We start from the raw sequence: 25970 nt of genomic DNA, 5'->3' as shown, positions 1-25970 counted from the left end.
CGCCGTAGCCGACCGCTTGCGCCCGGTGATGACCCTGGAATCGAAGGTGATCAGCGTCCGCGACCTGCCGGCCGGCGAACCGGTCGGCTACGGCGCGCGCTACAGCACCGAGCGTAGACAGCGCATCGGCGTGGTCGCCATGGGCTACGCCGATGGCTACCCGCGCCATGCCGCCGACGGCACCCTGGTGTTCATCGACGGCAAGCCGGGGCGCCTGGTTGGCCGGGTATCGATGGACATGCTCACCGTCGACCTTACCGACCATCCCCAGGCCGGGCTGGGCAGCCGGGTCGAACTATGGGGCCCGAACGTGCCGGTCGGCGCCCTGGCGGCGCAGTTCGGCAGCATTCCCTACCAGTTGCTGTGCAACCTGAAAAGGGTGCCGCGCGTCTATTCCGGGGCTTGAGAAAAACTTTCCGAATTCTTTGCGCAGGCATGTCGACCGATCTGTTGTAAATACTGAACAGTGTTGCCATGATACGGCCGACTTGGGGTCGCCAGCCGTGTGCGGCCTCGTTTTGCCTTGCCTGCCAGAAGAATAAGGAGGACTCCACCCTTGGACGTCGGTGCTCGTCTGCAAACCATCCGAAAGCTCAAAGGTCTTTCCCAGCGCGAACTCGCCAAACGGGCGGGTGTCACCAACAGCACTATCTCGATGATCGAGAAAAACAGCGTGAGCCCTTCCATCAGTTCGCTGAAGAAGGTGCTGGGCGGTATCCCCATGTCCCTGGTGGAGTTCTTCTCCCTGGACCTGGAGCAGGACAGCCATACCCAGGTTGTCTACAAGGCAGACGAACTGATCGACATTTCCAGCGGCGCGGTGTCCATGCGCCTGGTGGGTAAGGCGCACCCGAGCCGGGCGATCGCCTTCCTCGACGAAACCTACCCGCCGGGCTCCGACACCGGCGAGGAAATGCTCAACCACGAAGGCGAGGAGGCTGGGGTGCTGGTCGACGGGCGCCTGGAACTGACCGTTGGCAGCGAGACCTATGTGCTCGAGCGCGGCGACAGCTACTATTTCGAGAGCAACAAGCCGCACCGTTTTCGCAATCCCTACGATGTGCCGGCACGCTTGATCAGCGCCACCACGCCCGCAAATTTCTGACCTGAAGCACAAGACCCCGCCGGGCCCGAAGGGCGCCGGCCGACAAGGGGCATGCGGGGCTGCGACCTAATGCCGCAAGGCTTTGCGAGGGTGTGCAATTGTTTCTGCCGGGCTTTCTTTGCCGTTATACTTGCGCCCGCCCGCGCGGCCCGCAGTGATCGGTATCGTGCCCGGGTGTGATAAGCCACGATGAGGGTGTAAGGGTGAACCTGATTAAAAAAATGCTGGCGGCCCAAGCTGCCGTGTTGGCCCTGTGGGCTGTAAGCGCTCAGGCTACGACCACTGACGATGCGATCGCCAAGCGCCTCGAGCCGGTAGGCAAGGTCTGCGTACAAGGCAAGGAATGCGAAGGCGTCGGCGCCGTCGCGGCAGCCGCCGGTGGCGGCGGTGCGCGTTCCGGCGAAGACATCGTCGGCAAGACCTGCAACACCTGCCACGGCACTGGCCTGCTGGGCGCGCCGAAGGTTGGCGACAAGGCCGAGTGGGGCAAGCGCGCCAAGGAGCAGGGCGGCCTCGATGGCCTGCTGGCCAAGGCGATTTCCGGTATCAACGCCATGCCGCCGAAAGGCACCTGCGCCGATTGCTCGGACGACGAGCTGAAAGCCGCGATCAAGCATATGTCCGGTCTGTAACAACGCCGGAACCGTGTCGCGAAAAGCCGCCTCCTGGCGGCTTTTTCGTATCCGCGGTGCGGGTTTTTCCCGCTGGCGGATCGTCCCGCCGGCAAACAGGGTCCAAACTTCCGGCTACCCATTCGCCGGAGGGCATCGTCTTGAGCCGAACCTGTTCCATCGACGCCGCAGTCGATCACTTGCTGCAGACCATCAAGGGCCCGATCCGCATGGGCCTGCCCCTCGGGCTGGGTAAGCCCAACCGACTGGTCAATGCGTTGTACCAGCGGCTGCGGACCCTGCCGGAGCGCCAGCTGACGCTGTATACCGCGCTTTCCCTGGGGCGTCCCGCCGCTGGCGGCGACCTGCAACGGCGTTTCCTCGAGCCTTTCGCCGAACGGGTCTTCGCCGACTACCCGGAGCTGGATTACCTGCACGCCCTGCGCCGCGACGAACTGCCGGCGAACATCCGCGTCGAGGAGTTCTACCTGCAGCCCGGCAGTCTGCTGGACAGCGCGCCGGCGCAGCAGCACTACATCAGTTGCAACTACAGCCACGTCGCCCGCGACATCAACGCCAAGGGCGTCAACGCGGTGGCGCAACTGGTGGCGCGGCATCCCGAGCGGCCGGGCAAGCTGAGCCTGGCCTGCAACCCGGATATCACCCTGGACCTCCTGCCGATGCTGGAGAAGCGTCGCGCCGCCGGCGAGACCATCGTCGCCATCGGCGTGGTCCACGATGACCTGCCCTACCTGCCGGGCGACGCCGAGGTCGAGGAGTCGGTATTCGACCTGCTGATCGACGCGCCGGCGGAAAGCAGCCGGCTGTTCTCCACGCCGAACATGCCGGTCAACCTGCAGGACCACTGCATCGGCCTCCACGCCAGCGCGCTGGTGCGCGACGGCGGGACCCTGCAGATCGGCATCGGCTCGATGGGCGACGCGCTGACCGCCGCCTTGCTGCTGCGCCAGCGCGACAACGCCACCTACCGGGCGTTGATCGACGAGCTGGGGGTGCGTGCGCGCTGGGCCGAGACGGTCGAGCGCGACGGCGGCCTGGAGCCGTTCCGCCGGGGGCTCTACGGTTGCAGCGAGATGTTCGTGCCGGGTCTGCTGGCGCTGGCCGAGGCCGGCGTGCTGAGCCGCCGGGTCTACCCCGACGAAGCGCGACAGCGTGCTGCCGAGCGCGGCGAGGCGCCGGAGGAGGGCGGGGTGTGGCTGCACGGCGGCTTCTTCCTCGGTCCGTTGGCGTTCTACCGGCGCCTGCGCGAGATGTCGCTGGAAGAGCGCGCCGGGATCGGCATGACCGGCATCGGCTTCGTCAACAACCTGTACCGCCAGGAAGAGCTGAAGCGCCTGCAGCGGCGCGACGCGCGCTTCATCAACAGCGCCTTCACCGTGACCCTGCTCGGCGCCGGGGTCGCCGACCAGCTGGAGGACGGCCGGGTGCTCAGTGGCGTCGGCGGGCAGTACAACTTCGTCGCCCAGGCCCACGAGCTGGAGGGCGCACGTTCGATCCTGATGCTGCGTAGCTGGCGCGAATCCGGCGGGGAAGTCAGTTCGAACATCGTCTGGCAGTACGCCCACACCACCATTCCCCGGCACTTGCGTGACATGGTGGTGACCGAGTATGGGATCGCCGACCTGCGCGGCAAGAACGACGCGGAAGTGATCGCCGCGCTGCTGGCCATCGCCGACTCGCGTTTCCAGCAGGCGCTGGCCGAGCAGGCCCGGGCGGCCGGCAAGCTGCCGAAGGATTTCGTCCTGCCCGAACGCTATCGCAACAATACCCCGGAGCGCCTGCAGGCCTTGCACCAGGCCCACGCAGCGGCGCTGCCGGAGTTTCCCCTGGGCAGCGATTTCGACGAGGTCGAGCAGGACCTGCTGCGGGCGTTGGGTTGGCTCAAGCGCAAGCTGAAGCTGAGCGAGATTCTCGAACTGGGCAAGGCGACCCTGGACGCGCCGGAGCCAGAAGCCTACCCGGCGCATCTGCGGCGCATGGACCTGGACGATCCGCAGGGGCTTCGCGAGGAACTCTACCAGCGCTTGCTGCTGGCCGGCCTGCGGGCCAGCCAGGAAGAGCGGGGCTGAGTGGCGCTCAGTCGAGGAACTCGACCTGGCCGCCGGCCAGCGATTTCACCCGGGCCAGGGACTCGACCCGGTAGCCTTCGCTTTCCAGCAGGGCGCGGCCGTCCTGGAAGGATTTCTCGATGACGATGCCGAGCCCGGCGATGCTCGCGCCGGCCTGGCCGATCAGGTCGATCAGCGCCTTGGCGGCATGGCCGTTGGCGAGGAAGTCGTCGATCACCAGCACGTGGTCGTGGGCGTTCAGGTGCTTGGCCGAGATGGCGATGGTGCTCTCGGTCTGCTTGGTGAAGGAGAACACCTTGGAGATGTACAGGTTGTCCTTCAGGGTCAGCGACTGGTACTTGCGGGCGAAGATCACCGGGACGCCCAGCTCCAGGCCGGCCATGACCGCCGGGGCGATGCCGGAAGCCTCGATGGTGACGATCTTGGTGATGCCCTGGTCGCGGAAGCGCGTGGCGAACGCGTGACCGACCTGCTGCATCAGCTGCGGGTCGATCTGGTGGTTGAGAAAGGCGTCGACCTTGAGTACATGCTCGGAAAGGACGATGCCTTCCGAGCGGATTTTGTCTTTGAGAATGTCCACGGGTGGCTTCCTGCGAAGCGGCTGTCGCTGATGAAGCGCGGCATTGTACCGCCAGCCGGCGCCGCGCGCGACGTTCTCTCGGACGAGCGAACATGATCGAGCGGTCAGGAATCCGCGCCTGCCCGGCGCGGCCCCGTGGCAGGCGGGCCGCGCCGCTGCCGGCTCATTTCAGCAGGTTGTTCACCAGTAGCGTCTCGACGTCCTTGAAGCGCCCGCTGAGCACGGCCTTGGCGGCGTAGAGCGCGGTGTCGGCGACCTGGCCGAACTCGATCTTCGGCGGCATCACCAGCTCCGCAGGGTTGGTATGCACGTCCAGCAGCGCCGGACCGGGCTGGGCGAGGAACTCCTGCACCGCCGCCTCGAGATCCTCGGAGCGCGTCACCTTGCGTCCGTGGAAGCCGATCACCTCGGCGAGCCGGGCGAAGTCCGGGTTGAGCAGGTCGGTGTAGTTGTCCAGCAGGCCCTCGACCTTCTGTTCCAGCTCGACGAAGTTCAGCGAGGCATTGTTCAGCACCACTACCTTGATCGGCAGTTTTTCCTGGATGGCCGTCAGCAGGTCGCCGAGCAGCATGGCCAGGCCGCCGTCGCCGGAGATCGAGATCACCTGGCGCTCGGGGTAGGCCTTCTTCAGTCCCAGCGCCTGGGGCATGGCGTTGGCCATGGTGCCGTGGACCAGGCTGGTGAGGGTGCGGCGCTTGCCGTTGCTGTGGATGTGACGCAACAGCCAGACCATCGCCGAGCCGCCGTCGGCGGTGAACAGGGCGTCCTCGCTGGCGTGCTGGTCGAGCAGGCTGACCAGGTGCTGGGGGTGGATCAGCTCGCCCTTGCCGGCTTGCTCCTCTTTTTCCAGCGTCCGCAGCGAGCGCTCGCGGTGCTCCAGGCATTCGTCGAGGAAGCTGCGCTCCTCGCGGGCTTCGAGCAGCGGCAAGAGCGCCTCGAGGGTGGGGATCACGTCGCCGACCACGCCGAGATCGACGGGGTGGCGGCGACCCAGGTGGCTGCCGTCGCGGTCGACCTGGATCAGGGTGGCCTTCTGCGGATAGAACTGCGCCCAGGCGAAGTCGGCGCCGAGCAGCAGGAGGGTGTCGCACTCGGTCATCATGTGGAAGCCGGACTCGATCCCGAGCATACCGGTCATGCCCATGTTGAAGGGGTTGTCGTACTCGACGAAGTCCTTGGCCCGCGACGTGTGCGCGATGGGCGCCTTGAGGCGGTCGGCGAGGGCCACCAGCAGGTCGTGGGCGCCCTGGCAGCCGGAGCCGGCGTAGATGCCGATCTTCTTGCCGTGGGCCAGCAGGCGGGCGATATCCTGCAGTTCGGCGTCGCTGGGGCGCAGCACCGGTTGCGGGAAATGCACCGAGAACGGCAGGTCGTCCTTCACCGTGGCCTGGCTGATGTCGGCCGGCAGGATCACCACCGCCACGCCGCGCCGGTTGAGCGCCGCCTGGCAGGCCAGGGCCACCACCCGGCGCGCCTGTTCCGGGCTGTGCACCTGCTCGCAGAACACCGAGCAACTGGCGTAGACCGCCTTGAAGTCGACCTCCTGGGGAAACTCCATGCCCAGTTGCGGGGTGACGATCTGGCTGGCGATCAGCACCATCGGCGCGCGGTTGCGCTGGGCCTCGTAGACGCCGTTGATGAAGTGCAGGCTGCCCGGTCCGCAGGAGCCGGCGCAGGCGGTCAGGCGTCCGCTGATGTAGGACTCGGCGCCCGCGGCGAAGGCCGCCGCCTCTTCGTGGCGCACGTGGACCCACTGGATCTGGCTGCGATGGATGGCGTCGGTGACATGGTTGAGGGTGTCGCCGACGATGCCATAGCAATGGCGGACGCCGGCGGCCTCCAGGGTTTCCACGACGATCTCGGCGACTTTCTTGCTCGACATGAAGCTGTCCTCGAATGGAATTCGTTAGCTAGCTAATTTTGGTCGCGCGTGGAGCGGCAAAAGTTCCTCGCCCGAGGCTAGGCATCGAGCAAGACACTTTTGTGAAAATCGAGACAGTCGAGGCGCGGCGGGCTCAGCGCTTGAGCATGGCGCGGATGTCGGCGAGGGCGGCGTTGCCCTTGGCCGCCTTGACCTCTTGCGGGGCGTCTTCCATGCCTTCCCATTCGAGGTCTTCGGGGGGCAGTTCGTCGAGGAAGCGGCTCGGCGAGCAGTCGATGATCTCGCCGTATTGCTTGCGCTTGGCGGCGAAGGTCATCGCCAGGTTCTGCCGCGCGCGGGTGATGCCGACGTAGGCCAGGCGGCGCTCCTCTTCCACCGTGTCGGCCTCGATGCTGGAACGGTGGGGCAGGATCTCTTCCTCCATGCCCATGATGAACACGTAGGGGAACTCCAGCCCCTTCGACGCGTGCAGGGTCATCATCTGCACGCCTTCGGCGCCTTCCTCTTCTTCCTGCTGGCGCTCCAGCATGTCGCGCAGGACCAGCTTGGCGATGGCCTGCTCGATGGTCATGTCGCCTTCCTCGTCGCGCTCGAGGGTGTTCTTCAGTGCCTCGATGAGGAACCAGACGTTGCTCATGCGGAATTCGGCGACCTTGTCGCTGGAGGCGTTCTGCCGCAGCCAGTTCTCGTAGTCGATGTCCATCACCATGCTGCGCAGCACGGCGATCGGCTCGTTCTCCGCGCACTGTCGGCGGATACCGTCCATCCAGCGCTTGAAGCGTTGCAGGCGTTCGTGGAAACGGCTGTCGAGGTGCTCGGCCAGGCCCATCTCGTCGCAGGCGGCGTACATCGAGATCTTGCGCTGGGTGGCGTAGTTGCCGAGCTTCTCCAAGGTCGCCGAACCGATTTCCCGGCGCGGCACGTTGATCACCCTGAGGAAGGCGTTGTCGTCGTCGGGGTTCACCAGCAGGCGGAAGTAGGACATCAGGTCCTTCACTTCCTGGCGCCCGAAGAAGCTGGTGCCGCCAGAGAGCCGATAGGGAATCTGGTGGTGCTGGAGCTTCAGCTCCATCAGCTTGGCCTGGTGGTTGCCACGGTAGAGGATGGCGAACTCGCTGTACGGCCGCTCGGTGCGCAGGTGCAGGGTGAGGATTTCCATGGCGATGCGCTCGGCCTCGGCGTCCTCGTTGCGGCAGCGGATCACCCGGATCGGATCGCCGTGGCCCATCTCGCTCCACAACTGCTTCTCGAATACGTGCGGGTTGTTGGCGATGAGGACGTTCGCGCACTTGAGGATGCGGCTGGTGGAGCGGTAGTTCTGCTCCAGCATCACCACCTTCAGCGAAGGGAAGTCTTCCTTCAGCTGCATCAGGTTTTCCGGGCGCGCGCCGCGCCAGGCGTAGATCGACTGGTCGTCGTCGCCGACCACGGTGAACTGGGCGCGGTCCTTCACCAGCAGCTTGACCAGCAGGTACTGGCTGGCGTTGGTGTCCTGGTACTCGTCCACCAGCATGTAGCGCACCTTGTTCTGCCACTTCTGGAGGACGTCCGGATGTTCCTGGAACAGCTTCACCGGTTGCAGGATCAGGTCGTCGAAGTCCACCGCGTTGTAGGCGCGCAGGGTGCGCTGGTAATGCAGGTAGACGATCGCGGCGGTCTGCTCCTTGGGATTGCGGGCCTTTTCCAGCGCCTCCTCCGGAAGGATCAGGTCGTTCTTCCAGGCGCCGATGTAGTTCTTGATCTCGTCGACGCCGTCGTCCCCGGAATACTCCTTCTGCATGATGTCGGTCAGCAGCGCCTTGATGTCCGACTCGTCGAAGATCGAGAAGCCGGGCTTGTAGCCGAGCCGCTCGTGTTCCTTGCGGATGATGTTCAGGCCGAGGTTGTGGAAGGTCGAGACGGTCAGGCCCTTGCCCTCGCCGCCGCGCAGCAGGGTGCCGACGCGCTCCTTCATCTCCCGCGCGGCCTTGTTGGTGAAGGTCACGGCGACGATGTACTGGGCGCGGATACCGCACTGCTGGACGAGATAGGCGATCTTGCGGGTGATCACGCTGGTCTTGCCGGAGCCGGCGCCAGCCAGGACCAGCAGGGGACCGCCGACGTAGTTCACGGCTTCTTGCTGCCGGGGATTGAGTCGGGACATAGGAACAGGCCGGAAGAGAGGGTTGAAGCGGGGGCGTATTCTAACAGGCTGGCTGGCATCCGCGAGAATTAGCGTGCAAGCTGTGACCGATCCCGAGATCGTTCACGCCATTTTGCTGTAGATTCCCTACCGCATTAGGATGATGCCGTTCGTTCTTTACGAAGATTCTTAAAACTTTGGAGGTTGCTTGTCAGCGCCCGCAGAACCCTTGCGCCTGCTCCTTCTGGCGGATACGCCGGACTGGGCGCCACTGCTAGGTGAACGCCTGAGAGCGTTGGGGCCTGCCTTTTCGCTGAGCATCGTCACTACCTGGGAGGGCGCGGCCACCCTGTTCGCCGCCGAGCCCCGCGGGCTGCTCCTGGCCACGCCGGCCTGCCTGCCGCTGGGGACTCCCTGCCCCTGGCCGGTGATCCTGCTGTTGCAGCAGGAGCCGGCGCAGGCGCCGGTCGGGGTGGTCGACTGGCTGGCCGCCGAACAGCTTTCCGAGGACAGCCTGCGCCGCTGCTTGCGCTACGCGCGCGAGCGCCTGGGCTTGCAGGCGACCCTGCAACTGCTCGCCGAGCAGGATCCGCTGACCGGCATCGCCAACCGCCAGGGCTTCCAGACCCTGCTCGCGGCGCGCCTCAGCGAATTCGACGGGCGTGGCCTGGTGCTCGGCCACCTCGACCTGGACAACTTCCGTCACGTCAACGATTCCCTCGGCCACCAGGGCGGCGACCGCCTGATCCTGCAGGTGGTCAACCGCCTGCGCGGCTTCATGGAGAACGGCGACAGCCTGGCGCGCCTGGGCAGCGACGAGTTCGCCCTGCTGCTGGACACCCGTCGCGATCCGCAACGCGCCGAGCGGGTCGCCGAACGCATCGTCGAATGCCTCGGCGAGTCCTACTGGATCGATGGCGAGAGCCTGTTGCTGGGTTGCAGCCTGGGCCTCGCCCACGCCCGTGCCGACGAAGGCGCCGACCCGCTGATGTGGCATGCGCACATCGCCATGCAGCAGGCCAAGAGCCGCCAGGGTTGCACCTTCCATGTCTTCGACGAACGCATCAACCGTGGCGTGCGCAGCCTCGCCGACCTCGAAGCCGAACTGCGCCGGGCGCTGCGTCGCGACGAGCTGGAGCTGCACTACCAGCCGCGACTGTGCCTGGACAGCGGGCGCATCGTCGGCCTGGAGGCGCTGGTGCGCTGGCGCCACGGCGAGCGGGGCCTGCTCACGCCCAGCGAGTTCGTCCCGCTGGCCGAGGAAAGCGGGCTGATCGTGCCGCTCGGCTACTGGGTCATCGCCCGCGCCCTGCGCGACATGCAGTGGCTCAACGGGCGCGGCCTGGAGCCGTTGCACATGGCGGTGAACCTGTCGTTCCGCCAGTTCCAGGACAGCCAGTTGCTGCCGACCCTGCAACGGTTGATCGAAGAGCACGGCGTCGACGCGCGCTGGCTCGAGTTCGAACTGACCGAGACCGCCGTGATGCGGCGCAGCGACCAGGTGCTGCAGACCATGCAGGCGCTCGGCCAACTGGGCGTGCGCTTTTCGCTGGACGACTTCGGCACCGGTTTCTCGTCCTTCGTCCACCTCAATAGCCTGCCGATCACCTTGTTGAAGATCGACCGCAGCTTCGTCGGCGGCATGGACCAACGGGCGGAAAACTTCCAACTGGTGCGGGCGATGATCAACCTGGCGCACAACCTCAACCTGGAAGTGGTTGCCGAAGGCGTGGAGACCCTGCGCCAGCAGGAGCAGTTGCGCGATTTCGGTTGCGACCAGGTGCAGGGCTACTGGATCAGTCCGCCGCTGCCGTTGGCGGAACTGGCGCGTTTCCTGGGCATAGGCGAGCGCTCGGCGCACCGCGGCCAGCCGCTCGGCAATTGAGCGCCGACGCCTCGCTGGCCGTGGCTTTCGGCAGCAACCGCGCGGTCTTCCACTCGAAGGCCAGGGTCAGGCCAATGGCCGCGCAGGCCAGGCCGCCGGCCAGCCCCCACCAGACGCCCGCGGCGCCCCAGCCGGCCGCGAACGCCAGCAGGCAGGCCAGCGGCACGCCGACCAGCCAGTAGCAGGCCAGGCCGACCAGGAAGGTGGTGCGGGCGTCCTTGAGACCGCGGATCGCGCCCATGGCGACGTTCTGGGTGCCGTCGAACAGCTCGAACCAGGCGGCGATCGCCAGCAGCGAGACGGCCATCGCGGCCACCTCCCGGTTGGCCGGGGCGTCGCGGTCGAGGAACAGGCCGATGATGGCCTCCGGCATCCACCAGAAGAGCCCGGCGAAGAGCAGCATGCACAGCGCGCCGAAGCCGATGCCGACACGCCCGGCGCGGCGTGCTTCGAGCAGGCGGCCGGCGCCGAAATGCTGGCCGATGCGGTAGGTGGTGGCGTACGACAACCCCACCGGCACCATGAACGCCACGTATACCGCCTGGATGGCGATCTGGTGCGCGGCCAGGGCGTGATCGCCGATGATGCCCATGCACAGGGTGGCGACCGTGAACATCCCCGACTCCACCGCGTAGGTGCCACCGATGGGCAGCCCCAGGCGCAGTATCTCCTCGACCATCGCCCGCTGCGGCCGTCCCAGTCCGCGCAGCAGCGAGTACTCGGCATAGGCCGGCTGCAGGCGGATATACAGGGCCAGCAGCAGCGGCATGCAGTTCATGACGAGGGCGGTGACCAGGCCGATACCGGCCAGGCCCAGGCGCGGCAGGCCGAACAGGCCTTCTATGAAGGAATAGTTGAGAGCCAGGTTGGCCAGCGCGCCGAGCACGCTGATCGCCATCACCGGGCCGGCGCGGTCGATGGCGCTGGTGAAGCCGCGCAGGACCATGAAGGCCATGTAGCCGGGCAGGGCGAATGTCAGGCTGTGGAGGAACTGCATGGCGCCGTCCACCGTCTGCGGCGCCTGGCCGAAGACCAGGAGCAGCGGCCGCAGGTTCCATAGCAGCAGGCCGGCGGCCAGGGCCAGCGCGGCGCCGACCCAGAGTCCGGAGCGAGCGGCCGCGGCGGCGCCAGCGGCGTCGTCGCAGCCGTGACGGATCGCCACCAGGTTGCCGACCGCTGCCACCACGCCGACACAGAACGTCGAGACGAAGGCGTAGCTGACCGCGCCCAGGCCGCCGGCGGCCAGCGCGTCGGGGCCGAGCTTGCCCATCATCACGGTGTCGGTGAAGACCATGGCGACATAGGCCAGCTGGGCGGCGATCAACGGGCCCGCCAGGCGCAGGATGGCTTTGAGTTCGACGAGGGATGGCGAGGACATGGATGAGTAAGGCTCAGGAGGAGATGGTTGCCGAGATGGCCTGTCGGCGTTGAGAATGCGGCTATTCTCGGTGCGACTGGCATGGCTCCACAAAAGGAAAAACAAGATGCCAGGCATGAGTAAAAGTCATGAAAGAGGTAATTCCCCAATGGCCCGTCGCCTGCCCCCGCTGTATGCCCTGCGCGCCTTCGAGGCTGCCGCCCGGCACGCCTCTTTCACCCGCGCCGGCGAGGAACTGGCGATAACCCAGAGCGCGGTGAGTCGGCACATCCGTACCCTGGAAGAGCACTTCGGTTGTCGTCTGTTCGAGCGCCATGGCCGCCAGTTGCAGCTGACCGAGCCGGCACGTCTGCTACTACCCGGGCTGCGCGACGGCTTCGATGCGCTGGAACGGGCCTGCACCGCCCTGCGTGTGGACGACGCCACCCTGCGCCTGAAGGCGCCTTCCACCCTTACCCTGCGCTGGCTGCTACCGCGCCTGAGCCGCTTCCGCCACCTGAACCCGGATATCGAGGTGCAGCTCACCAGTGCCTGGATGGATGTGGACTCGGTGGACTTCCAGCGCGAGCCTTTCGACTGCGCGGTGTTGCTGGGCAGCGGCCAGTTCAGCCCGGAATGGGAAACGGCAGCGCTGTTCGCCGAATGGCTGGTGCCGGTCTGCGATCCCGACGAGGCCGTGGAGCCCTGGACCCTCCAACGCCTGCGTGACAGCGAGTTGCTGCACCCCACGCCGGATCGTCGCGACTGGCGACGCTGGCTGCAACGGACCGGGCTGGTGGAGGAGGTGTCGCTCAAGGGCGGCCAGGTGTTCGACACGCTGGAACTGGGCATCGTCGCCGCCGCGCGAGGCTATGGCGTGTCCATCGGCGACCTGGTGATGGTCGCCGAGGATGTCGCCCAGGGCCGCATCGGCCTGCCCTGGCCGGTGGCGGTGGCCAGCGGCGAAAGCTATCACCTGGTCTGGCCTCGCGCCCGCAGGGGACAGGAACGCTTCCAGCGATTGCGCGACTTCCTCCTCGCGGAGGTGGCGGCGATGCGTCTGCCCGTCGTCGAGCGGCTGGCGTGACGCCGCCGGACAACTCCTGGCGCTGACGCGACGTTACAGGTCGCTGCCGTCGCTGGGCCGGGCGCAGGGTTTGCGCTAGGGTCGTTGGTCGTTGCCTGTCGGGAGCGGCAGGGGACGGAGCTTCCTTCCAACCGCCCAAAGGAACCCGCCATGACCTTCGCCAAAGGAATACTCGCCGCGCTGGCGCTCGCCGCCGCAGTCGGCCAGGCCAGCGCCACCGAACTCGAGCACTGGCCGGCCCCCGCCGCCAGGCAACTGAATGCACTGATCGAGGCCAACGCGAACAAGGGCGCCTATGCCGTGTTCGACATGGACAACACCAGCTATCGCTACGACCTGGAAGAATCGCTGCTGCCCTATCTGGAAATGAAGGGCGTGCTGACCCGCGACAGGCTCGACCCTTCGCTGAAACTGATCCCGTTCAAGGACCAGGCCGGGCACAAGGAGAGCCTGTTCAGCTACTACTACCGGCTTTGCGAGATCGACGACATGGTCTGCTATCCCTGGGTCGCCCAGGTGTTCTCAGGCTTCACCCTCAGGGAACTGAAGGGCTATGTCGACGAACTGATGGCCTACGGCAAGCCGATCCCCGCCACCTATTACGACGGCGACAAGCTCGCCACGCTCGACGTCGAGCCGCCGCGCGTGTTCAGCGGCCAGCGCGAGCTGTACAACAAGCTGATGGAAAACGGCATCGAGGTCTACGTGATCAGCGCGGCCCATGAGGAACTGGTGCGGATGGTCGCGGCGGACCCCAGGTATGGCTACAACGCCAAGCCGGAGAACGTCATCGGCGTCACCACCCTGCTGAAGAACCGCAAGACCGGCGAGCTGACCACTGCGCGCAAGCAGATCGCCGAGGGCAAGTACGATCCCAAGGTCAACCTCGACCTGGAGGTGACCCCCTACCTGTGGACCCCGGCGACCTGGATGGCCGGCAAGCAGGCTGCGATCCTCACCTACATCGACCGTTGGAAGCGGCCGATCCTGGTCGCCGGCGATACCCCGGACAGCGACGGTTACATGCTGTTCAACGGCACCGCGGAAAACGGCATGCACCTGTGGGTCAACCGCAAGGCCAAGTACATGGAGCAGATCAACGGCATGATCAAGCAGCATTCCGCCGCCCAGGCCAAGGCCGGCCTGCCGGTGACGGCGGACAGGAACTGGGTGATCGTCACTCCGGAGCAGATCCAGTAGGCGAAACGGCGAGGGGCCGGCATTGGCCGGCCCCCGCATCCCTCAGCGCACCACGTGCAGGAAGTGCATGTGCCGCTCGTACTGGTCGAGGATGTCGCCGATCACGCCGTCGCGGCTCCAGCCCATGATGTCGTAGTCCTGGCCGCCTTCCTGGAGATGGACCTCGGCGCGGAAATACTTGCGCGACTCGCTGCTGTCCTCGGTGTCGCGCATCACGAAGCTCGGCGTGGTGAAGGCGCGCGGACGCACCTCGTAGATGAAATCGACCTCGCCGCCGTGGCTGACTTCCAGCCGAACCCGGCCGTCCTCGCCATCCTGCACCTGGACTTCGTAGCCCTGCTTGCGCAGTTCGGCGGCGACGTCCTCGCAGGCCGGTCGCGCCACATCGGTGATGAAGCGGTTGACGTGGCTGCGCCTTGGGAACATGGCGATGTTGCGCAGGCGGCGCTGCCAACCGTCGCCCTCGCTTGCGCCGCTGCGCGTGGTGGGGCGGGAGAAGGTCAGCGCCTGGTAGCGGATGCCGCGCTTGGTGGCATCCAGGTGCAGCGCCTTGAACAGGCCCCAGATCGACGCCAGGAGCACGATGGAGAACGGCAGCGCGCTGGCGATGGTCGCGGTTTGCAGCGCCTTGAGGCCATCGGCGAGGAGCAGGGCGATGGCCACCACGCCCATCAGCACCGACCAGAATATCCGCTGCCAGAGCGGCGAGTGGTCCTTGCCGCTGGAGGCCAGCATGTCCACCACCAGCGCGCCGGAGTCGGCCGAGGTGACGAAGAACACCACCACCATCAGCACCGCCACCAGCGAGATCACGCTGCCCAGCGGGAAGTGCTCGAGGAAGGCGAACAGCGCCACCGAACTGTCCTGGTTGACCACTTCGGCCAACTGGGTGAAGCCCTCCTGCAGGACCATGTGGATGGCGGTATCGCCGAACACCGTCATCCACAGCAGGGTGAAGCCGGCCGGGACGAACAGCACGCCGCAGACGAACTCGCGGATCGTGCGGCCGCGCGAGATACGGGCGATGAACAGGCCGACGAAGGGCGACCAGGACAGCCACCAGCCCCAGTACAGCAGGGTCCAGCCGCCGATCCAGTCGGTGGGCTCGTAGGCGTACAGGTTGAAGGTCTTGTTGACGATGTCGGACAGGTAGGCCCCGGTGTTCTGCACGTAGGTCTGCAGGAGGAACACGGTCGGCCCGAGGACCAGCACGAAGAGCAGCAGGATCACCGCCAGGCTCAGATTCAGTTCGGACAGGATGCGGATGCCGCGGTCCAGTCCGCTGGCCACCGATAGCGTGGCGAGGCCGCAGGTGGCGGCGATCAGGGCGATCTGCACGGTCTGGTTCACCGGCCAGCCGAACAGGTGGTGCAGGCCGCTGTTGATCTGCAGCACGCCGTAGCCGAGCGAAGTCGCCACACCGAACACGGTGCCGATGATCGCGAAGATATCCACCGCGTGGCCGATGGGGCCGTAGATACGTTCGCCGATCAGCGGATACAGCGCCGAGCGCAGGGTCAGCGGCAGGCCGTGGCGATAGCTGAAGAAGGCCAGGATCAGCGCGACGATGGCGTAGATCGCCCAGGCATGCAGGCCCCAGTGGAAGAAGGTCAGCTTCATCGCTTCCTTCGCCGCCTGCACGGTGTTCGGCTCGCCTACCGGTGGGGTGGTGAAGTGCATCACCGGTTCGGCAACGCCGAAGAACATCAGGCCGATGCCCATGCCGGCGGAGAACAGCATGGCGAACCAGGTGGTGTTGCGGTAGTCGGGACGACTGTGGTCGGGGCCGAGCTTGATGTCGCCGTAGCGGCTGACGGCGAGGAACACCACGCTGATCAGGATCAGCGCCACGGCCAGTACGTAGAACCAGCTGGCGTTGGTGATGATCCATTGCTGGACGTGGTTGAACAGCGATTGCGCTTCTTCCTGGAGGAGCACGGTGAACAGCACCAGGGCCAGGATCAGGGCGGCGGAGGTATAGAAGACCGGAGGATTCAGGGTGCTCCGGGGGGTAGTGGGTGTCTCCATGTAAGCTAGCTCTCCTTGTGATCGGATTGCCCGCCGAAGGCGGAAGACGAAACAGCCTAACACATCGTGATAGCTAATTTGATTCGGAAAGCCTTAATCGATAGCTTTGCTGAATTATTACGCTTCACGTGGAGGTCGTTGCCCGATACTGCAGGGCTTCCGCCAGGTGCCGGCGTTCGATGGCATCGATGCGCTCCAGGTCGGCCAGCGTCCGGGCCACCTTGAGTATGCGATGCAAGGCGCGCAAGGAAAGTTCCAGGCGCTCTCCGGCAGCCTCCAGCCAGCGGCGGTCCGCTTCGGCGAGTGCACAATTGCGGTGCATCGCCTGGAGATCGAGATGGGCATTGGCGCAGCCCTGGCGGGCCAGTTGCCGTTGCCGTGCGGCGCCAACCCGTTCGCTGACCTCGGCAGTAGCGGTTTCGCCGTGTCCTGGCTGCAGGCTGGTGCTTTCGCGGAGCACGCTGACGTGCAGGTCGATGCGATCGAGCAGCGGTCCGGACAGCTTGCCCCGGTAGCGCTGGACCTGTTCCGGGGTGCAGCGGCAGCGGCCGCTGGGATCGCCCAGGTAGCCGCAGGGACAGGGATTCATCGCCGCCACCAGTTGGAAGCGCGCCGGGAAACGTACCCGGCCGTTGGCCCGGGCAATGACGATCTCGCCGCTTTCCAGCGGCTCGCGCAGGACCTCCAGGACCTTGCGCTCGAACTCCGGCAGTTCGTCGAGGAACAGTACGCCCTGGTGCGCCAGGGTGATCTCGCCCGGCTGCGGGCGGCTGCCGCCGCCGACCAGGGCCGGCGCGGAGGCGGAGTGGTGCGGCTGGCGGAACGGTCGCTGCGGCCAGTGCCTGAGGGGGACGTGGCTGGCCACCGAATGGATCGCCGCGACCTCCAGGGCTTCGTCCTCGTCGAGCGCCGGCAGCAGGCCGGGCAGGCGGCTGGCCAGGAGGGTCTTGCCGGTGCCCGGCGGGCCGCTGAGCAACAGGTTGTGCGCGCCGGCGGCGGCCACCAGCAGGGCGCGCTTGGCGGCGGCCTGGCCCTGGACCTCGGCCAGGTCTGGATAAGGGAAGGGCGCGCGGAGCAGGCCGCGGGCCTGGTAGGGCGGCAGCGGGGCCTGGCCGGAGAGGTGTCCGGCGATCTCCAGCAGGTGGTCCACGGCGAACACCGTCAGCCCGCTGGCCAGGCTGGCCTCTTCGGCATTTTCCTTCGGTACCACCAGAACGCGCCTTGCGTCGCGCGCCGCCAGCGCGGCCGGCAATACGCCTCGCACTGGCCGGATCGCCCCGGACAGGGCCAGTTCGCCGAGGCACTCCAGGCCGTCGAGGGCGGTGCCGGGCAACTGGCCGCTGGCGGCGAGGATGCCGAGTGCGATGGCCAGGTCGAAGCGACCGCCGTCCTTGGGTAGGTCGGCGGGGGCGAGGTTGAGGGTGATGCGCCGCGCGGGGAAGTCGAAACCGGCATTGAGCAGGGCGCTGCGCACGCGGTCCTTGCTCTCGCGCACCGCGGTTTCCGGCAGGCCGACCAGGGTCAGCGAAGGCAGGCCGTTGGCCAGGTGCGCCTCGACGCTGACGCAGGGGGCTTCGACGCCGACCTGGGCTCGGCTGTGGACAATCGCCAGGGACATGGATCGCTCCTTGATCTCACGCCGCTCGCAGGGGGGAGGATCAGTCGGCGGGCGGCGTCAGCTTGCTTTCGAGTTCCGCCACCTTGGCCTCCAGGGCTTCCAGCCGTGCGCGAGTGCGGGCGAGGACCAGCATCTGGCTGTCGAACTCCTCGCGGCTGACCAGGTCGAGCTTGCTGAAGGCGCTCTGCATCAGGGCGCGGAACTGCGACTCCAGCTCGGCCTTGGGCAACGGCGATTCGCCGGCGAACAGGCGGCTGGCTTGTTGGCTGAGGGCTTCGAAGACGGCTTTGGGCGGCAGCATGGCGAGGGTTCCGGTAACGAGTGGGCGGCAGTCTAGCACGATGTCGGCGGCGCTCGCGGGAGGGCCATTGCACACTTTTTGCGCAACTGTCGGAGCGCGTCTGCGCCTATTTGGTGCGCCGCCCGGAGCCCGGCGTTCCGCACTATCCCCGGGTTGGCGGCTAAGAGCTTGAAATCCGGCGGATTTGCCGGAGCTGGCAAGCTTTCTGCTTTGGCCGGGGTGAGGCGTGCACTGAAGCAGTACCGGTGCGGCAGATGAGGCGGTTGCGGGAGGCCGGCAGGTTGCGGCATCGAACGGCCGCAGCAGGGCCAGGTCGGGGCGGAGGGTCCCGATCATGCTTCCCAGAGGGACCGGCGCGTTACAAAGCCAGACACTGCGCTTAGACTGTCCTCGGGTTCGTTTTCCTGGGGCGAGTCCACCAAACACGGGAGAGAGTTTCATGAAGCTAGTCACTGCCATCATCAAGCCGTTCAAGTTGGACGACGTCCGCGAGTCGTTGTCCGAGATCGGTGTGCAGGGCATCACGGTGACCGAGGTCAAGGGTTTCGGCCGGCAAAAGGGCCACACCGAGCTGTATCGCGGCGCTGAGTACGTCGTCGACTTCCTGCCCAAGGTGAAGATCGACGTGGCGATCGCCGACGACCAGCTGGACCGCGTCATCGAGGCGATCACCAAGGCGGCCAATACCGGCAAGATCGGTGACGGCAAGATCTTCGTGGTGAACCTGGAACAGGCCATCCGCATCCGTACCGGCGAAACCGATACCGACGCGATCTAAGCCCAACCGAACCCCCAAAAGCCCCAGGAGAATACCAACATGACTCTGCGTAAGATCGCAGGGCTAGGAGCCCTATTGTCCCTCGCTTTGCCGGGCGTCGCCCTGGCCGCCGAGGAACCCGTCCTGAACAGCGGCGACACCGCCTGGATGCTGATCTCCACTGCGCTCGTCCTGCTCATGACCATCCCCGGTCTGGCGCTGTTCTACGGCGGCATGGTGCGAGCGAAGAACGTGCTGTCGATCATGATGCAGTGCTTTGCCATCACCGGCCTGATCACCATTCTCTGGGTGGTCTATGGCTACAGCCTGGCGTTCGATACCGCCGGGATGGAGAAGGGCGTCCTCAACTTCAATTCCTTCGTCGGCGGGCTGGACAAGGCCTTCCTCAGCGGTCTCACCGCCGACGGCCTGACTTCCGCCACCGCGCTGTTCCCGGAAAGCGTGTTCATCACCTTCCAGATGACCTTCGCGATCATCACACCGGCGCTGATCGTCGGCGCCTTCGCCGAGCGCATGAAGTTCTCGGCGATGCTGATCTTCATGGCGGTCTGGTTCACCGTGGTCTACGCGCCGATCGCGCACATGGTCTGGAGCGGCGACGGCGCCCTGATGTGGGACTGGGGCGTGCTGGACTTCGCCGGCGGCACCGTGGTGCACATCAACGCCGGTATCGCCGGCCTGGTCGCCTGCCTGGTGCTGGGCAAGCGCAAGGGCTACCCGACCACGCCGATGGCGCCGCACAACCTCGGCTACACCCTGGTCGGGGCGGCCATGCTGTGGATCGGCTGGTTCGGTTTCAACGCCGGTTCCGCCGCCGCCGCCAACGGCACCGCCGGGATGGCCATGCTGGTGACCCAGATCGCTACCGCCGCCGCGGCCCTGGCCTGGATGTTCGCCGAGTGGATCACCCACGGCAAGCCGAGCGCCCTGGGCATCGCGTCCGGCGTGGTCGCCGGTCTGGTGGCGATCACCCCGGCCGCCGGCACCGCCGGTCCGATGGGCGCGCTGGTGATCGGCCTGGCCTCCGGGGTGATCTGCTTCTTCGCCGCCACCAGTCTCAAGCGCGCGCTGAAATACGACGATTCCCTCGACGCCTTCGGCGTACATGCGGTCGGCGGTATCGTCGGCGCGCTGCTCACCGGGATCTTCGCGGCGCCGTCGCTGGGCGGCTTCGGCAGCGTGGAGGACATCGGCGCGCAGTTCTTCGTGCAGTTCAAGGGCGTGGCCTTCACCGTGGTCTACACCGCCGTGGTGACCTTCGTGATCCTCAAGGTGCTGGACCTGGTCATGGGCCTGCGGGTCACCGAGGAAGAGGAAGCGGTCGGCCTCGACCTGGCGCTGCACAACGAGCGCGGCTACAACCTGTAATACCTGCCGGCGCCCGGCTTTCCGCCGGGCGTCGGCTTGCCTCCCGCGCTCGCCTTCGCCGAACGCCATGCCCTTGTGCGTCGAAAGTCCTGGGCGTTTCCCGCGACTGCCACGACCTCTCCGCAACCGGTCTTTCAGCGACTGCCGGCGGACTGCGCAACCCTCAGCTTTCACAGGTCTGTCTCTTACGCTCTTTGCTTTTTCAAATGCCGCGCTAGAATGCGCGGCGCGACGGATCGGAGCCGATTTGGAACAGCAGCATGTGGCAGCAGACCCTGATCACCTTGCGCCCGCGTCCGCGGGGCTTTCACCTCGTCACCGAGGAGATACTCGACGCCTTGCCGGAGCTTCGGCGGTGCCGGGTCGGCCTGCTGCACCTGCTTTTGCAACATACGTCGGCTTCACTGACCCTGAATGAAAATGCCGATCCTGCCGTACGCCGGGATTTCGAGCGTTTTTTCGAGCGGCTGGCGCCACGCGGCGAAGTCGGCTATGAACACAACGACGAAGGTCCGGACGACCTTCCGGCGCATTTCAAGGCCAGCCTGCTGGGCTGCCAACTGACCCTGCCGATACAGTCGGGAGGGTTGGCACTGGGCACCTGGCAGGGGATCTATCTCGGTGAACACCGGGACAGGGGCGGGGCACGGCGCGTGCTCGCCACCTGGCAGGGCGAGTCAGTATGAATTTTTTCCGGCGGCGCTCATCAAAACGCGCGGCTGGGCTATAACTAACCTGCTTTTGCAGCACCGAGAGGTTGACCATGAGCGAAGAAGAACTGGAACAGGACGAGCTGGACGGCGCTGACGAGGACGACGGCGAAGAGCTGGCCGCGGCCGACGACGGCGAAGCGGACAGCAGTGACGGCGACGAGGCCCCCGCCCCCGGCAAGAAGGCGAAAGCCGCCGTGGTGGAAGAGGAACTGCCCTCGGTCGAAGCCAAGCAGAAAGAGCGTGACGCCCTCGCCAAGGCGATGGAGGAATTCCTTTCCCGCGGTGGAAAGGTGCAGGAGATCGAACCCAACGTGGTGGCCGATCCGCCGAAGAAGCCGGACAGCAAGTACGGCAGCCGCCCCATCTGATTTCGCGTCATCCCAAGGCCCGCCACCCGTGAGGGAGTGGCGGGCCTTGTGCTATGGCGCCTGCTATCTTGGCGGGCATCTCGCCCCGCCGCATCCCGGTTGGCGAGCCGATCTTTCGCCTGTTCAGGCACGGCTGGCGACGGGCCAAGGCCTTTTCCTTTCCGGTGGCAGCGCTACCGTTCCACATCGTCAACCGAAGCTGCTTGCCATCCAGGCGCTCCAAGCGGCGTCCGGGGCCGATCCTGCACTTGCCGGAGAGCGAGCTGTAGAGCTTGCTTAAGAATTTTCCTAGCGATTCTTAGGTGGATTCGCGGAGCCGTGTAGGTCCTGTCTTATGGCTCTTTTCCAGGCGTTCTGAAAAGATTCGCCACCCATCAAGTTCGCGCCGGTTCCGCCGGATTTTCCCGGACATGCCGGACACATCGGTTGTCATCCCATGGAGTTCAAGACGTTCCGTCGAACCCTGCTGATCGCGGCAGTCCTGTTCGTTCCCGCCGGCACCAGCATGGCTGCCAATCTGTACGCTTTCGGCGGCCGCGATATCGCCGTCCCCTCGATCCTTCCCGAGGGAAACGTCACGTCGCGCTACACGTTCACTCCCATGCAACTGTGCGGCAAGCCCAGCTGCGATCTCATCGGCGTCGCTCTGTACAACAAGGGAAGTGTCTGGGACCCGGTCGATGGTCCGGACCTGAATACCAACGTGCCGGGCCTTTCGGTGCGCCTGCTGCTGGATGGCATACCGGCGAGCAGCCGTTTCAAGGGCACTTTCTCGCAAATCGCGGAGGTCCAGTTGTTCCGCAACTCGACGCCGCTCTCCGACGGCCAATTCGCGAGCGGAGCGTTCAACTCGTACTTCCTCATTACCTACAAGGACGGGCTTGTCGCGTCTGGCACCTCTTCCGTCAGGTTGACCGGGAGCGTCACCACGATCAATGCGACCTGCCAGGTCGCCGACCAGACCGTGAAGCTGCAGTCGATCGCTGCCGCCCGGCTGAACGGCGTCGGCACCTACGCGGCCGTTACCCCGTTCAATCTCGTAGTGGCCGGCTGTCCTCGCGGGTACAACCGCGTCGGCTACAGCCTTCAAGCGGTGGGGGGGGCGGTGGCCGAAGGCTCGGGTGTGCTGCCGCGCCTGGCGGGCAGCACCGCGACCGGCGTATCGATCCGGGTCACCGACGAGGCCGGCGTGCCGCTACGGATGGGACTCTCGTTGCCGGTGACCGCGTACGACAAGAACACCGGCGGGGCGTACTGGATCCCGATGAAAGCGTCCTATGTGCAGACCGCCGAGAAAATCACGCCCGGCTCGGTCCTGGCCGCGATGGTGATCCTGCTCGACTACCAGTGAGGCAGGGGAGGGCAAGAGCGCGCCTCACCCGAACGCCTCGAAGAACGCCAGGGCCCGCGGGTCGCTGGCATAGGCGATGTTGATACGCAGCCAGTCGCTCTCCTCGCCTTCCGGGCTGAAGCCGCTGCCCGGCGACAGCAGCACGTCCAGGCGTGTCGCCACGGCCTGCAATTCGGCGAACGGGTAGTCACCGATACGGGCCCAGACGAACATCCCGCCGACCGGTTCGGCGAACACCTCCCAGCCGTTGTCCCCAAGCACCCGCAGGGTCGCCGCCATCTGCCGGGTCAGGCGCTGGCGCAGGCGTTGCACCAGCTTGCGGTAACTGCCGTTGGCGAGCATGGTCGAGACCACGCATTCGGCGAAGCGCTGGCTGCCGATGCTGGTGTACATCTTCACATCCGCCAGGCGCCGGATCAGCTCGGGGCCGGCGATCAGGTAGCCGACCCGTAGCGAGCAACTGAGGGTCTTCGAAAAGCTCGCCAGGTAGATCACCCGGCGCAGCGAATCGAGGGTTGCCAGGCGGGTGCTGGGACCGTTCTGGAAGTCGGCGTAGATGTCATCCTCGACGATGTGGAAATCATGCTGCTCGGCCAGTTGCAGCACGCGGTGGGCCACCGAGGGGCTGAGGCTGGTGCCGGTGGGGTTGTGGTACATGCTGTTGGTGAAAAGGAACTTCGGCTTGTGTGCGAGGAGGATCGCCTCCAGCGCGGCGGTGTCCGGGCCGTGGCGGGTGCGCGGCACGCCGAGCATCTTCACCCCGTGGAATTTCAGCAGGTTGAACAGGTTGTAGTAGCCGGGGTTCTCCACCACCACCACGTCGCCCGGCTTGAGCAGCGTGCGCACCAACAGGTCGAGGGCATGGCTGGCGCCGGTGGTGGTGAGGATCTGCTCCGGGTCGACATGGATATCGATCAGCCGCAGGCGTTTCTGGATGTGCTGGCGCAGCGCCGGCAGGCCCAGTGGAGTGCTGTAGTCGAACAGCCCGGCGAGTTCGCTGCGGGCGACCTGGCGGATCGCGTAGCTGAGTTCCTCGACTTCCCGCCAGCTGTCCGGAATCCAGCCGCAGCCGAGCTTGAGTTTCGTCGAGCTGCCGCTGAACTGGCCCCATGCGCTTTCCGCGCCTTCGTGCCATTCGCTGTCGAGGTCGGTAGTGGCGGCGGGCGCCTCGGCGACGAAGAACCCCGAGCCGTGCCGCGATTCCAGCATCCCCAGGGCGACCAGGCGGTCGTAGGCCTCGATCACGCTGGACTGGCTGAGCTGGTTTTCCCTGGCCAACTGGCGTATCGACGGAATCCGCGTGCCGGCGCGGACGCGATTGCCGCGGATCCAGCCGCTGACCCCTGCGACGATCTGCTGCACCAGCGGCTCGCTGGCATTGCGGTCGATCCGGAGGTGCATGCCTGACTCACTGTTCGGTTTTTTCAGGCAAACAGTTAAGCACAAATCCGAACAGCTGTTACTTGTTCCGTAGCGCCGCCGCGCCGGATAGTCGACGCCTCTTCTCGCGGGCTAGCCAATGCCCACCGCTCTGCCGCGGCAGGCCCTTGTACGGAGAAACGCATGAGCAATACCCGTCGCCACGCCGCATGCCTGGCCTTCGGCCTGTGCCTGATCACCTTGGCGGTGAACCTCCAGGCGCCGCTGTACACCGCCTACGCGGAGCTTTCCGGCTACGGCGCGGCAGCCACCGCCAGCGCTTTCTCCGGCTATGTGCTTGGCGTACTGCCGGTGCTGCTGGTACTCGGCGGGTTGTCCGATCGGATCGGGCGCAAGCCGCCGATCGTCGTCGCGTTGCTGCTGTCGATGGTGGCCACCCTGGTGATGGCGCTCTGGCCGCGCCTGGAGGCGCTCGGCGTGGCGCGCCTGTTGCTCGGCGTCGGCACGGCCCTGGCATCGGCCACCGGGACGGCCTACATGAGCGAACTGATGGCGGGCGGGGATTCCCGCACCTCGGCCAACTGGGTGACCGCCAGCACCTCGCTCGGCTTCGGCCTCGGCGCGGCACTGACCAGTCTGTTCCTGCTGTTCCGGGAGAGCCTGGTGCCCGGCAGCTTCTGGGTCCAGCTGGGACTGGCCTGCGTGGCCCTGGCGGCGGTGGCGGGCCTGCCAGACGAGGCGCCGCGCGGGCGCGATACGCCGATGCTGCGGCTGCCGTTCTTTCCCGCCGGCAGCCTGCCGTACGGCTTCTCGATCCTGCTGGCATGGGCCACTGTGGGCCTGGTCATCGCGGTCCTGCCTTCGCTGCTGGCAGCCCACGGGCTGGCGCGCTGGTCGGGCTTCTCGACCTTCACCGTGATCAGCTGCGGCCTGCTGTTCCAGCCGCTGGCGCGGCGGATGGCGCCGGCCTCGGCAACCTGCCTGGGGCTGGTGATCCTGCCGCCGAGCTATGCCCTGCTGGCCTGGGGCGCGATCCACGGCTCACTGGCTGCGGTGCTGTTCGGTGCGCTGGGCGCGAGCAGTTCCTGCTACGGCTTCACCTACCTGGGCGGGCTGTCGGCGGTGAATGTCCTGGCCGGTGCGGAAAAGCCGCGGGCCAGCGCGGGCTACTTCCTGTTGGCCTACCTCGGCTTCAGCCTGCCGGTGATCTTCACCGGGTTGATCGCGGATTGCTTCGGTGCGTCGACGGCGTTGCTGCTTTTCGGCGTGTCGCTGACGTTGGCTGCCGTTGCGGTGGCGTTTTCCATCTTGCGCGGGGTCGGGCGCTTCAAGGCCAGCGCTTCGCGTGCCTAGGGCGCTACCCGCGACCGGGGGCCCGGTTCGTCATTGCAGGCGGGCGAGCAGGGCCGGCAGCTCGGCGAGGCTGCGGATCTCCGCGCTCGGCTCTTCCTCCCCGGCCCAGGGCTTGCCGTTTGGGTTGAACCAGATGGCACGCATGCCGGCGCGGCGCGCTCCGGCGATGTCGTCGTTGGGGTGGTCGCCGATGTGTACCGCTGCCGAGGCCTCGACGCCGGCGCGCTTCAGGGCTTCGCGGAATGGCGTCGGGTCGGGCTTGCCGACGCCCAGTTCCTCGGCGCAGAGGGCGAACCGGAAGTAGTCGGCCAGGCCCAGGCGGCGCACGTCGGCGTTACCGTTGGTGAGCACGCCGAGGGTGAAGCGGTCGGCGAGGATCTCCAGGGTCGGGTGGACTTCGGGAAACAGGGTGACCCGGTGGCGCGCTTCGAGGAATACCTGGAAACCGGCCTCGGCCAGGCTTTCCGCCTCCGCCTGTGGATAACCGGCGTCGAGCAGGGCATGGAACAGGATGCGCCGGCGCAGCTCGCTGAGACGGTGGCGCAGCATCGGTTCGCGATCCAGCAGGCGGGTGCGGATCGCCCACAGGTGCTCGATGGGCACCGGACCCAGGCGCGCCGCGTTGCTCGCCAGCCATTCGCGGAGCAGGGCCTCGGCGTTGTTCATCACCGGGGCGACGTCCCACAGGGTGTCGTCGAGGTCGAAGGTGATCAGTCGCAGGCTGCTCATGGGTCGTTGCCTCCATCGGCGTTGCCCTTGCGCTTGGCGCGGGGATGGGCGCGGTCGTAGACCG

General features: G+C 66.4%; 23 protein-coding genes. 13 read left to right on the top strand and 10 right to left on the bottom strand.

Annotated features, from left to right (window positions below; genetic code table 11):
* The 4 genes from FFS27_RS07830 to FFS27_RS07815 form a co-directional block, all read left to right on the top strand.
* A partial coding sequence (locus tag FFS27_RS07830; protein WP_272483164.1) for an alanine racemase C-terminal domain-containing protein occupies positions 1-406 on the top strand: 406 nt, incomplete at its 5' end.
* A 150-nt stretch (positions 407-556) separates the two neighbouring features.
* A complete protein-coding gene (locus FFS27_RS07825; RefSeq protein WP_003096513.1) occupies positions 557-1105 on the top strand; it encodes a cupin domain-containing protein in 549 nt (182 codons plus the stop codon).
* 203 nt (positions 1106-1308) lie between these two features.
* Positions 1309-1737, top strand: coding sequence for a c-type cytochrome (locus tag FFS27_RS07820; RefSeq protein ID WP_003096511.1), 429 nt, complete (start codon positions 1309-1311; stop codon positions 1735-1737).
* 209 nt (positions 1738-1946) lie between these two features.
* Positions 1947-3806 (top strand): acetyl-CoA hydrolase/transferase C-terminal domain-containing protein, encoded by a 1860-nt coding sequence (locus FFS27_RS07815; protein ID WP_073665381.1) that lies wholly within the window; start codon positions 1947-1949, stop codon positions 3804-3806.
* Between the two features lie 7 nt (positions 3807-3813).
* On the opposite strand, the gene FFS27_RS07810 is transcribed toward FFS27_RS07815, so the two are convergent.
* The 3 genes from FFS27_RS07810 to rep all read right to left on the bottom strand — a co-directional run bounded on the left by FFS27_RS07810 (position 3814) and on the right by rep (position 8411).
* On the bottom strand, positions 3814-4386 hold the full coding sequence (locus tag FFS27_RS07810; protein WP_003110452.1) for a xanthine phosphoribosyltransferase: 573 nt from the start codon (positions 4384-4386) through the stop codon (positions 3814-3816).
* Between the two features lie 163 nt (positions 4387-4549).
* The gene (locus FFS27_RS07805) at positions 4550-6268 is read right to left on the bottom strand and encodes a thiamine pyrophosphate-dependent enzyme (RefSeq protein WP_021263170.1); all 1719 of its coding nucleotides are present in this window, start codon (positions 6266-6268) and stop codon (positions 4550-4552) included.
* A 133-nt stretch (positions 6269-6401) separates the two neighbouring features.
* Positions 6402-8411: a DNA helicase Rep gene (gene rep / locus FFS27_RS07800; protein ID WP_003110454.1), complete on the bottom strand. Its 2010-nt coding sequence runs from the start codon at positions 8409-8411 to the stop codon at positions 6402-6404.
* Positions 8412-8598: 187 nt separating this feature from the next.
* Between rep and FFS27_RS07795 the strand changes: the two genes are divergently transcribed.
* On the top strand, positions 8599-10275 hold the full coding sequence (locus tag FFS27_RS07795; RefSeq protein WP_023101719.1) for a putative bifunctional diguanylate cyclase/phosphodiesterase: 1677 nt from the start codon (positions 8599-8601) through the stop codon (positions 10273-10275).
* Here FFS27_RS07795 and FFS27_RS07790 read toward each other — a convergent pair.
* Positions 10187-11653: a NorM family multidrug efflux MATE transporter gene (locus FFS27_RS07790; RefSeq protein WP_003114349.1), complete on the bottom strand. Its 1467-nt coding sequence runs from the start codon at positions 11651-11653 to the stop codon at positions 10187-10189. The two genes, FFS27_RS07795 and FFS27_RS07790, sit on opposite strands and share 89 nt — an antisense overlap.
* Positions 11654-11801: 148 nt before the next feature.
* Between FFS27_RS07790 and FFS27_RS07785 the strand changes: the two genes are divergently transcribed.
* Entirely contained in the window at positions 11802-12719 is a 918-nt protein-coding gene (locus FFS27_RS07785; RefSeq protein ID WP_021263168.1) for a LysR substrate-binding domain-containing protein, read from the top strand.
* A 150-nt stretch (positions 12720-12869) separates the two neighbouring features.
* A complete protein-coding gene (gene pchP / locus FFS27_RS07780; protein ID WP_021263167.1) occupies positions 12870-13919 on the top strand; it encodes a phosphorylcholine phosphatase in 1050 nt (349 codons plus the stop codon).
* Positions 13920-13961: 42 nt separating this feature from the next.
* On the opposite strand, the gene betT is transcribed toward pchP, so the two are convergent.
* The 3 genes from betT to FFS27_RS07765 form a co-directional block, all read right to left on the bottom strand.
* Complete coding sequence (betT, locus tag FFS27_RS07775) at positions 13962-15947, bottom strand: choline BCCT transporter BetT (protein WP_003096496.1); 1986 nt, start codon at positions 15945-15947, stop codon at positions 13962-13964.
* A gap of 124 nt (positions 15948-16071) precedes the next feature.
* Positions 16072-17565: a YifB family Mg chelatase-like AAA ATPase gene (locus FFS27_RS07770; RefSeq protein WP_023088684.1), complete on the bottom strand. Its 1494-nt coding sequence runs from the start codon at positions 17563-17565 to the stop codon at positions 16072-16074.
* 40 nt (positions 17566-17605) lie between these two features.
* Complete coding sequence (locus tag FFS27_RS07765) at positions 17606-17866, bottom strand: accessory factor UbiK family protein (protein WP_003096478.1); 261 nt, start codon at positions 17864-17866, stop codon at positions 17606-17608.
* Between the two features lie 439 nt (positions 17867-18305).
* On the opposite strand from FFS27_RS07765, the gene glnK reads away from it, so the two are divergent.
* The 5 genes from glnK (at position 18306) to FFS27_RS07735 (ending at position 22444) form a co-directional block, all read left to right on the top strand.
* Positions 18306-18644 carry a P-II family nitrogen regulator gene (glnK, locus tag FFS27_RS07760; protein ID WP_003096476.1) on the top strand — a complete coding sequence of 113 codons (339 nt, stop codon included), beginning with the start codon at positions 18306-18308 and terminating at the stop codon, positions 18642-18644.
* 39 nt (positions 18645-18683) lie between these two features.
* On the top strand, positions 18684-20012 hold the full coding sequence (locus FFS27_RS07755; protein ID WP_003109815.1) for an ammonium transporter: 1329 nt from the start codon (positions 18684-18686) through the stop codon (positions 20010-20012).
* 260 nt (positions 20013-20272) lie between these two features.
* Positions 20273-20698 (top strand): secondary thiamine-phosphate synthase enzyme YjbQ, encoded by a 426-nt coding sequence (locus FFS27_RS07750; protein WP_003096441.1) that lies wholly within the window; start codon positions 20273-20275, stop codon positions 20696-20698.
* A 77-nt stretch (positions 20699-20775) separates the two neighbouring features.
* On the top strand, positions 20776-21093 hold the full coding sequence (gene sutA / locus FFS27_RS07745) for a transcriptional regulator SutA (protein ID WP_003096440.1): 318 nt from the start codon (positions 20776-20778) through the stop codon (positions 21091-21093).
* Positions 21094-21529: 436 nt separating this feature from the next.
* Positions 21530-22444 carry a fimbrial protein gene (locus FFS27_RS07735; protein ID WP_003136191.1) on the top strand — a complete coding sequence of 305 codons (915 nt, stop codon included), beginning with the start codon at positions 21530-21532 and terminating at the stop codon, positions 22442-22444.
* A 24-nt stretch (positions 22445-22468) separates the two neighbouring features.
* On the opposite strand, the gene FFS27_RS07730 is transcribed toward FFS27_RS07735, so the two are convergent.
* Positions 22469-23845, bottom strand: a complete 1377-nt coding sequence (locus FFS27_RS07730) for an aminotransferase-like domain-containing protein (RefSeq protein WP_021263164.1) — start codon at positions 23843-23845, stop codon at positions 22469-22471.
* A gap of 162 nt (positions 23846-24007) precedes the next feature.
* On the opposite strand from FFS27_RS07730, the gene FFS27_RS07725 reads away from it, so the two are divergent.
* On the top strand, positions 24008-25177 hold the full coding sequence (locus FFS27_RS07725) for an MFS transporter (RefSeq protein ID WP_023101718.1): 1170 nt from the start codon (positions 24008-24010) through the stop codon (positions 25175-25177).
* Between the two features lie 30 nt (positions 25178-25207).
* Here FFS27_RS07725 and FFS27_RS07720 read toward each other — a convergent pair whose 3' ends face one another.
* A complete protein-coding gene (locus tag FFS27_RS07720) occupies positions 25208-25906 on the bottom strand; it encodes an HAD family hydrolase (RefSeq protein WP_003096435.1) in 699 nt (232 codons plus the stop codon).
* Positions 25903-25970, bottom strand: a 68-nt coding sequence (locus FFS27_RS33530) for a hypothetical protein (RefSeq protein WP_240431648.1), incomplete at its 5' end; no start/stop codon positions are given. The genes FFS27_RS33530 and FFS27_RS07720, both read right to left, overlap by 4 nt.

Source organism: Pseudomonas sp. 2VD (assembly GCF_005503585.1).
In the GTDB taxonomy this organism is placed as follows: Bacteria; Pseudomonadota; Gammaproteobacteria; order Pseudomonadales; family Pseudomonadaceae; genus Pseudomonas; species Pseudomonas aeruginosa.
The sequence above is the reverse complement of the archived record's forward strand: the minus strand, read 5'-3'. Positions and strand labels throughout refer to the sequence as shown.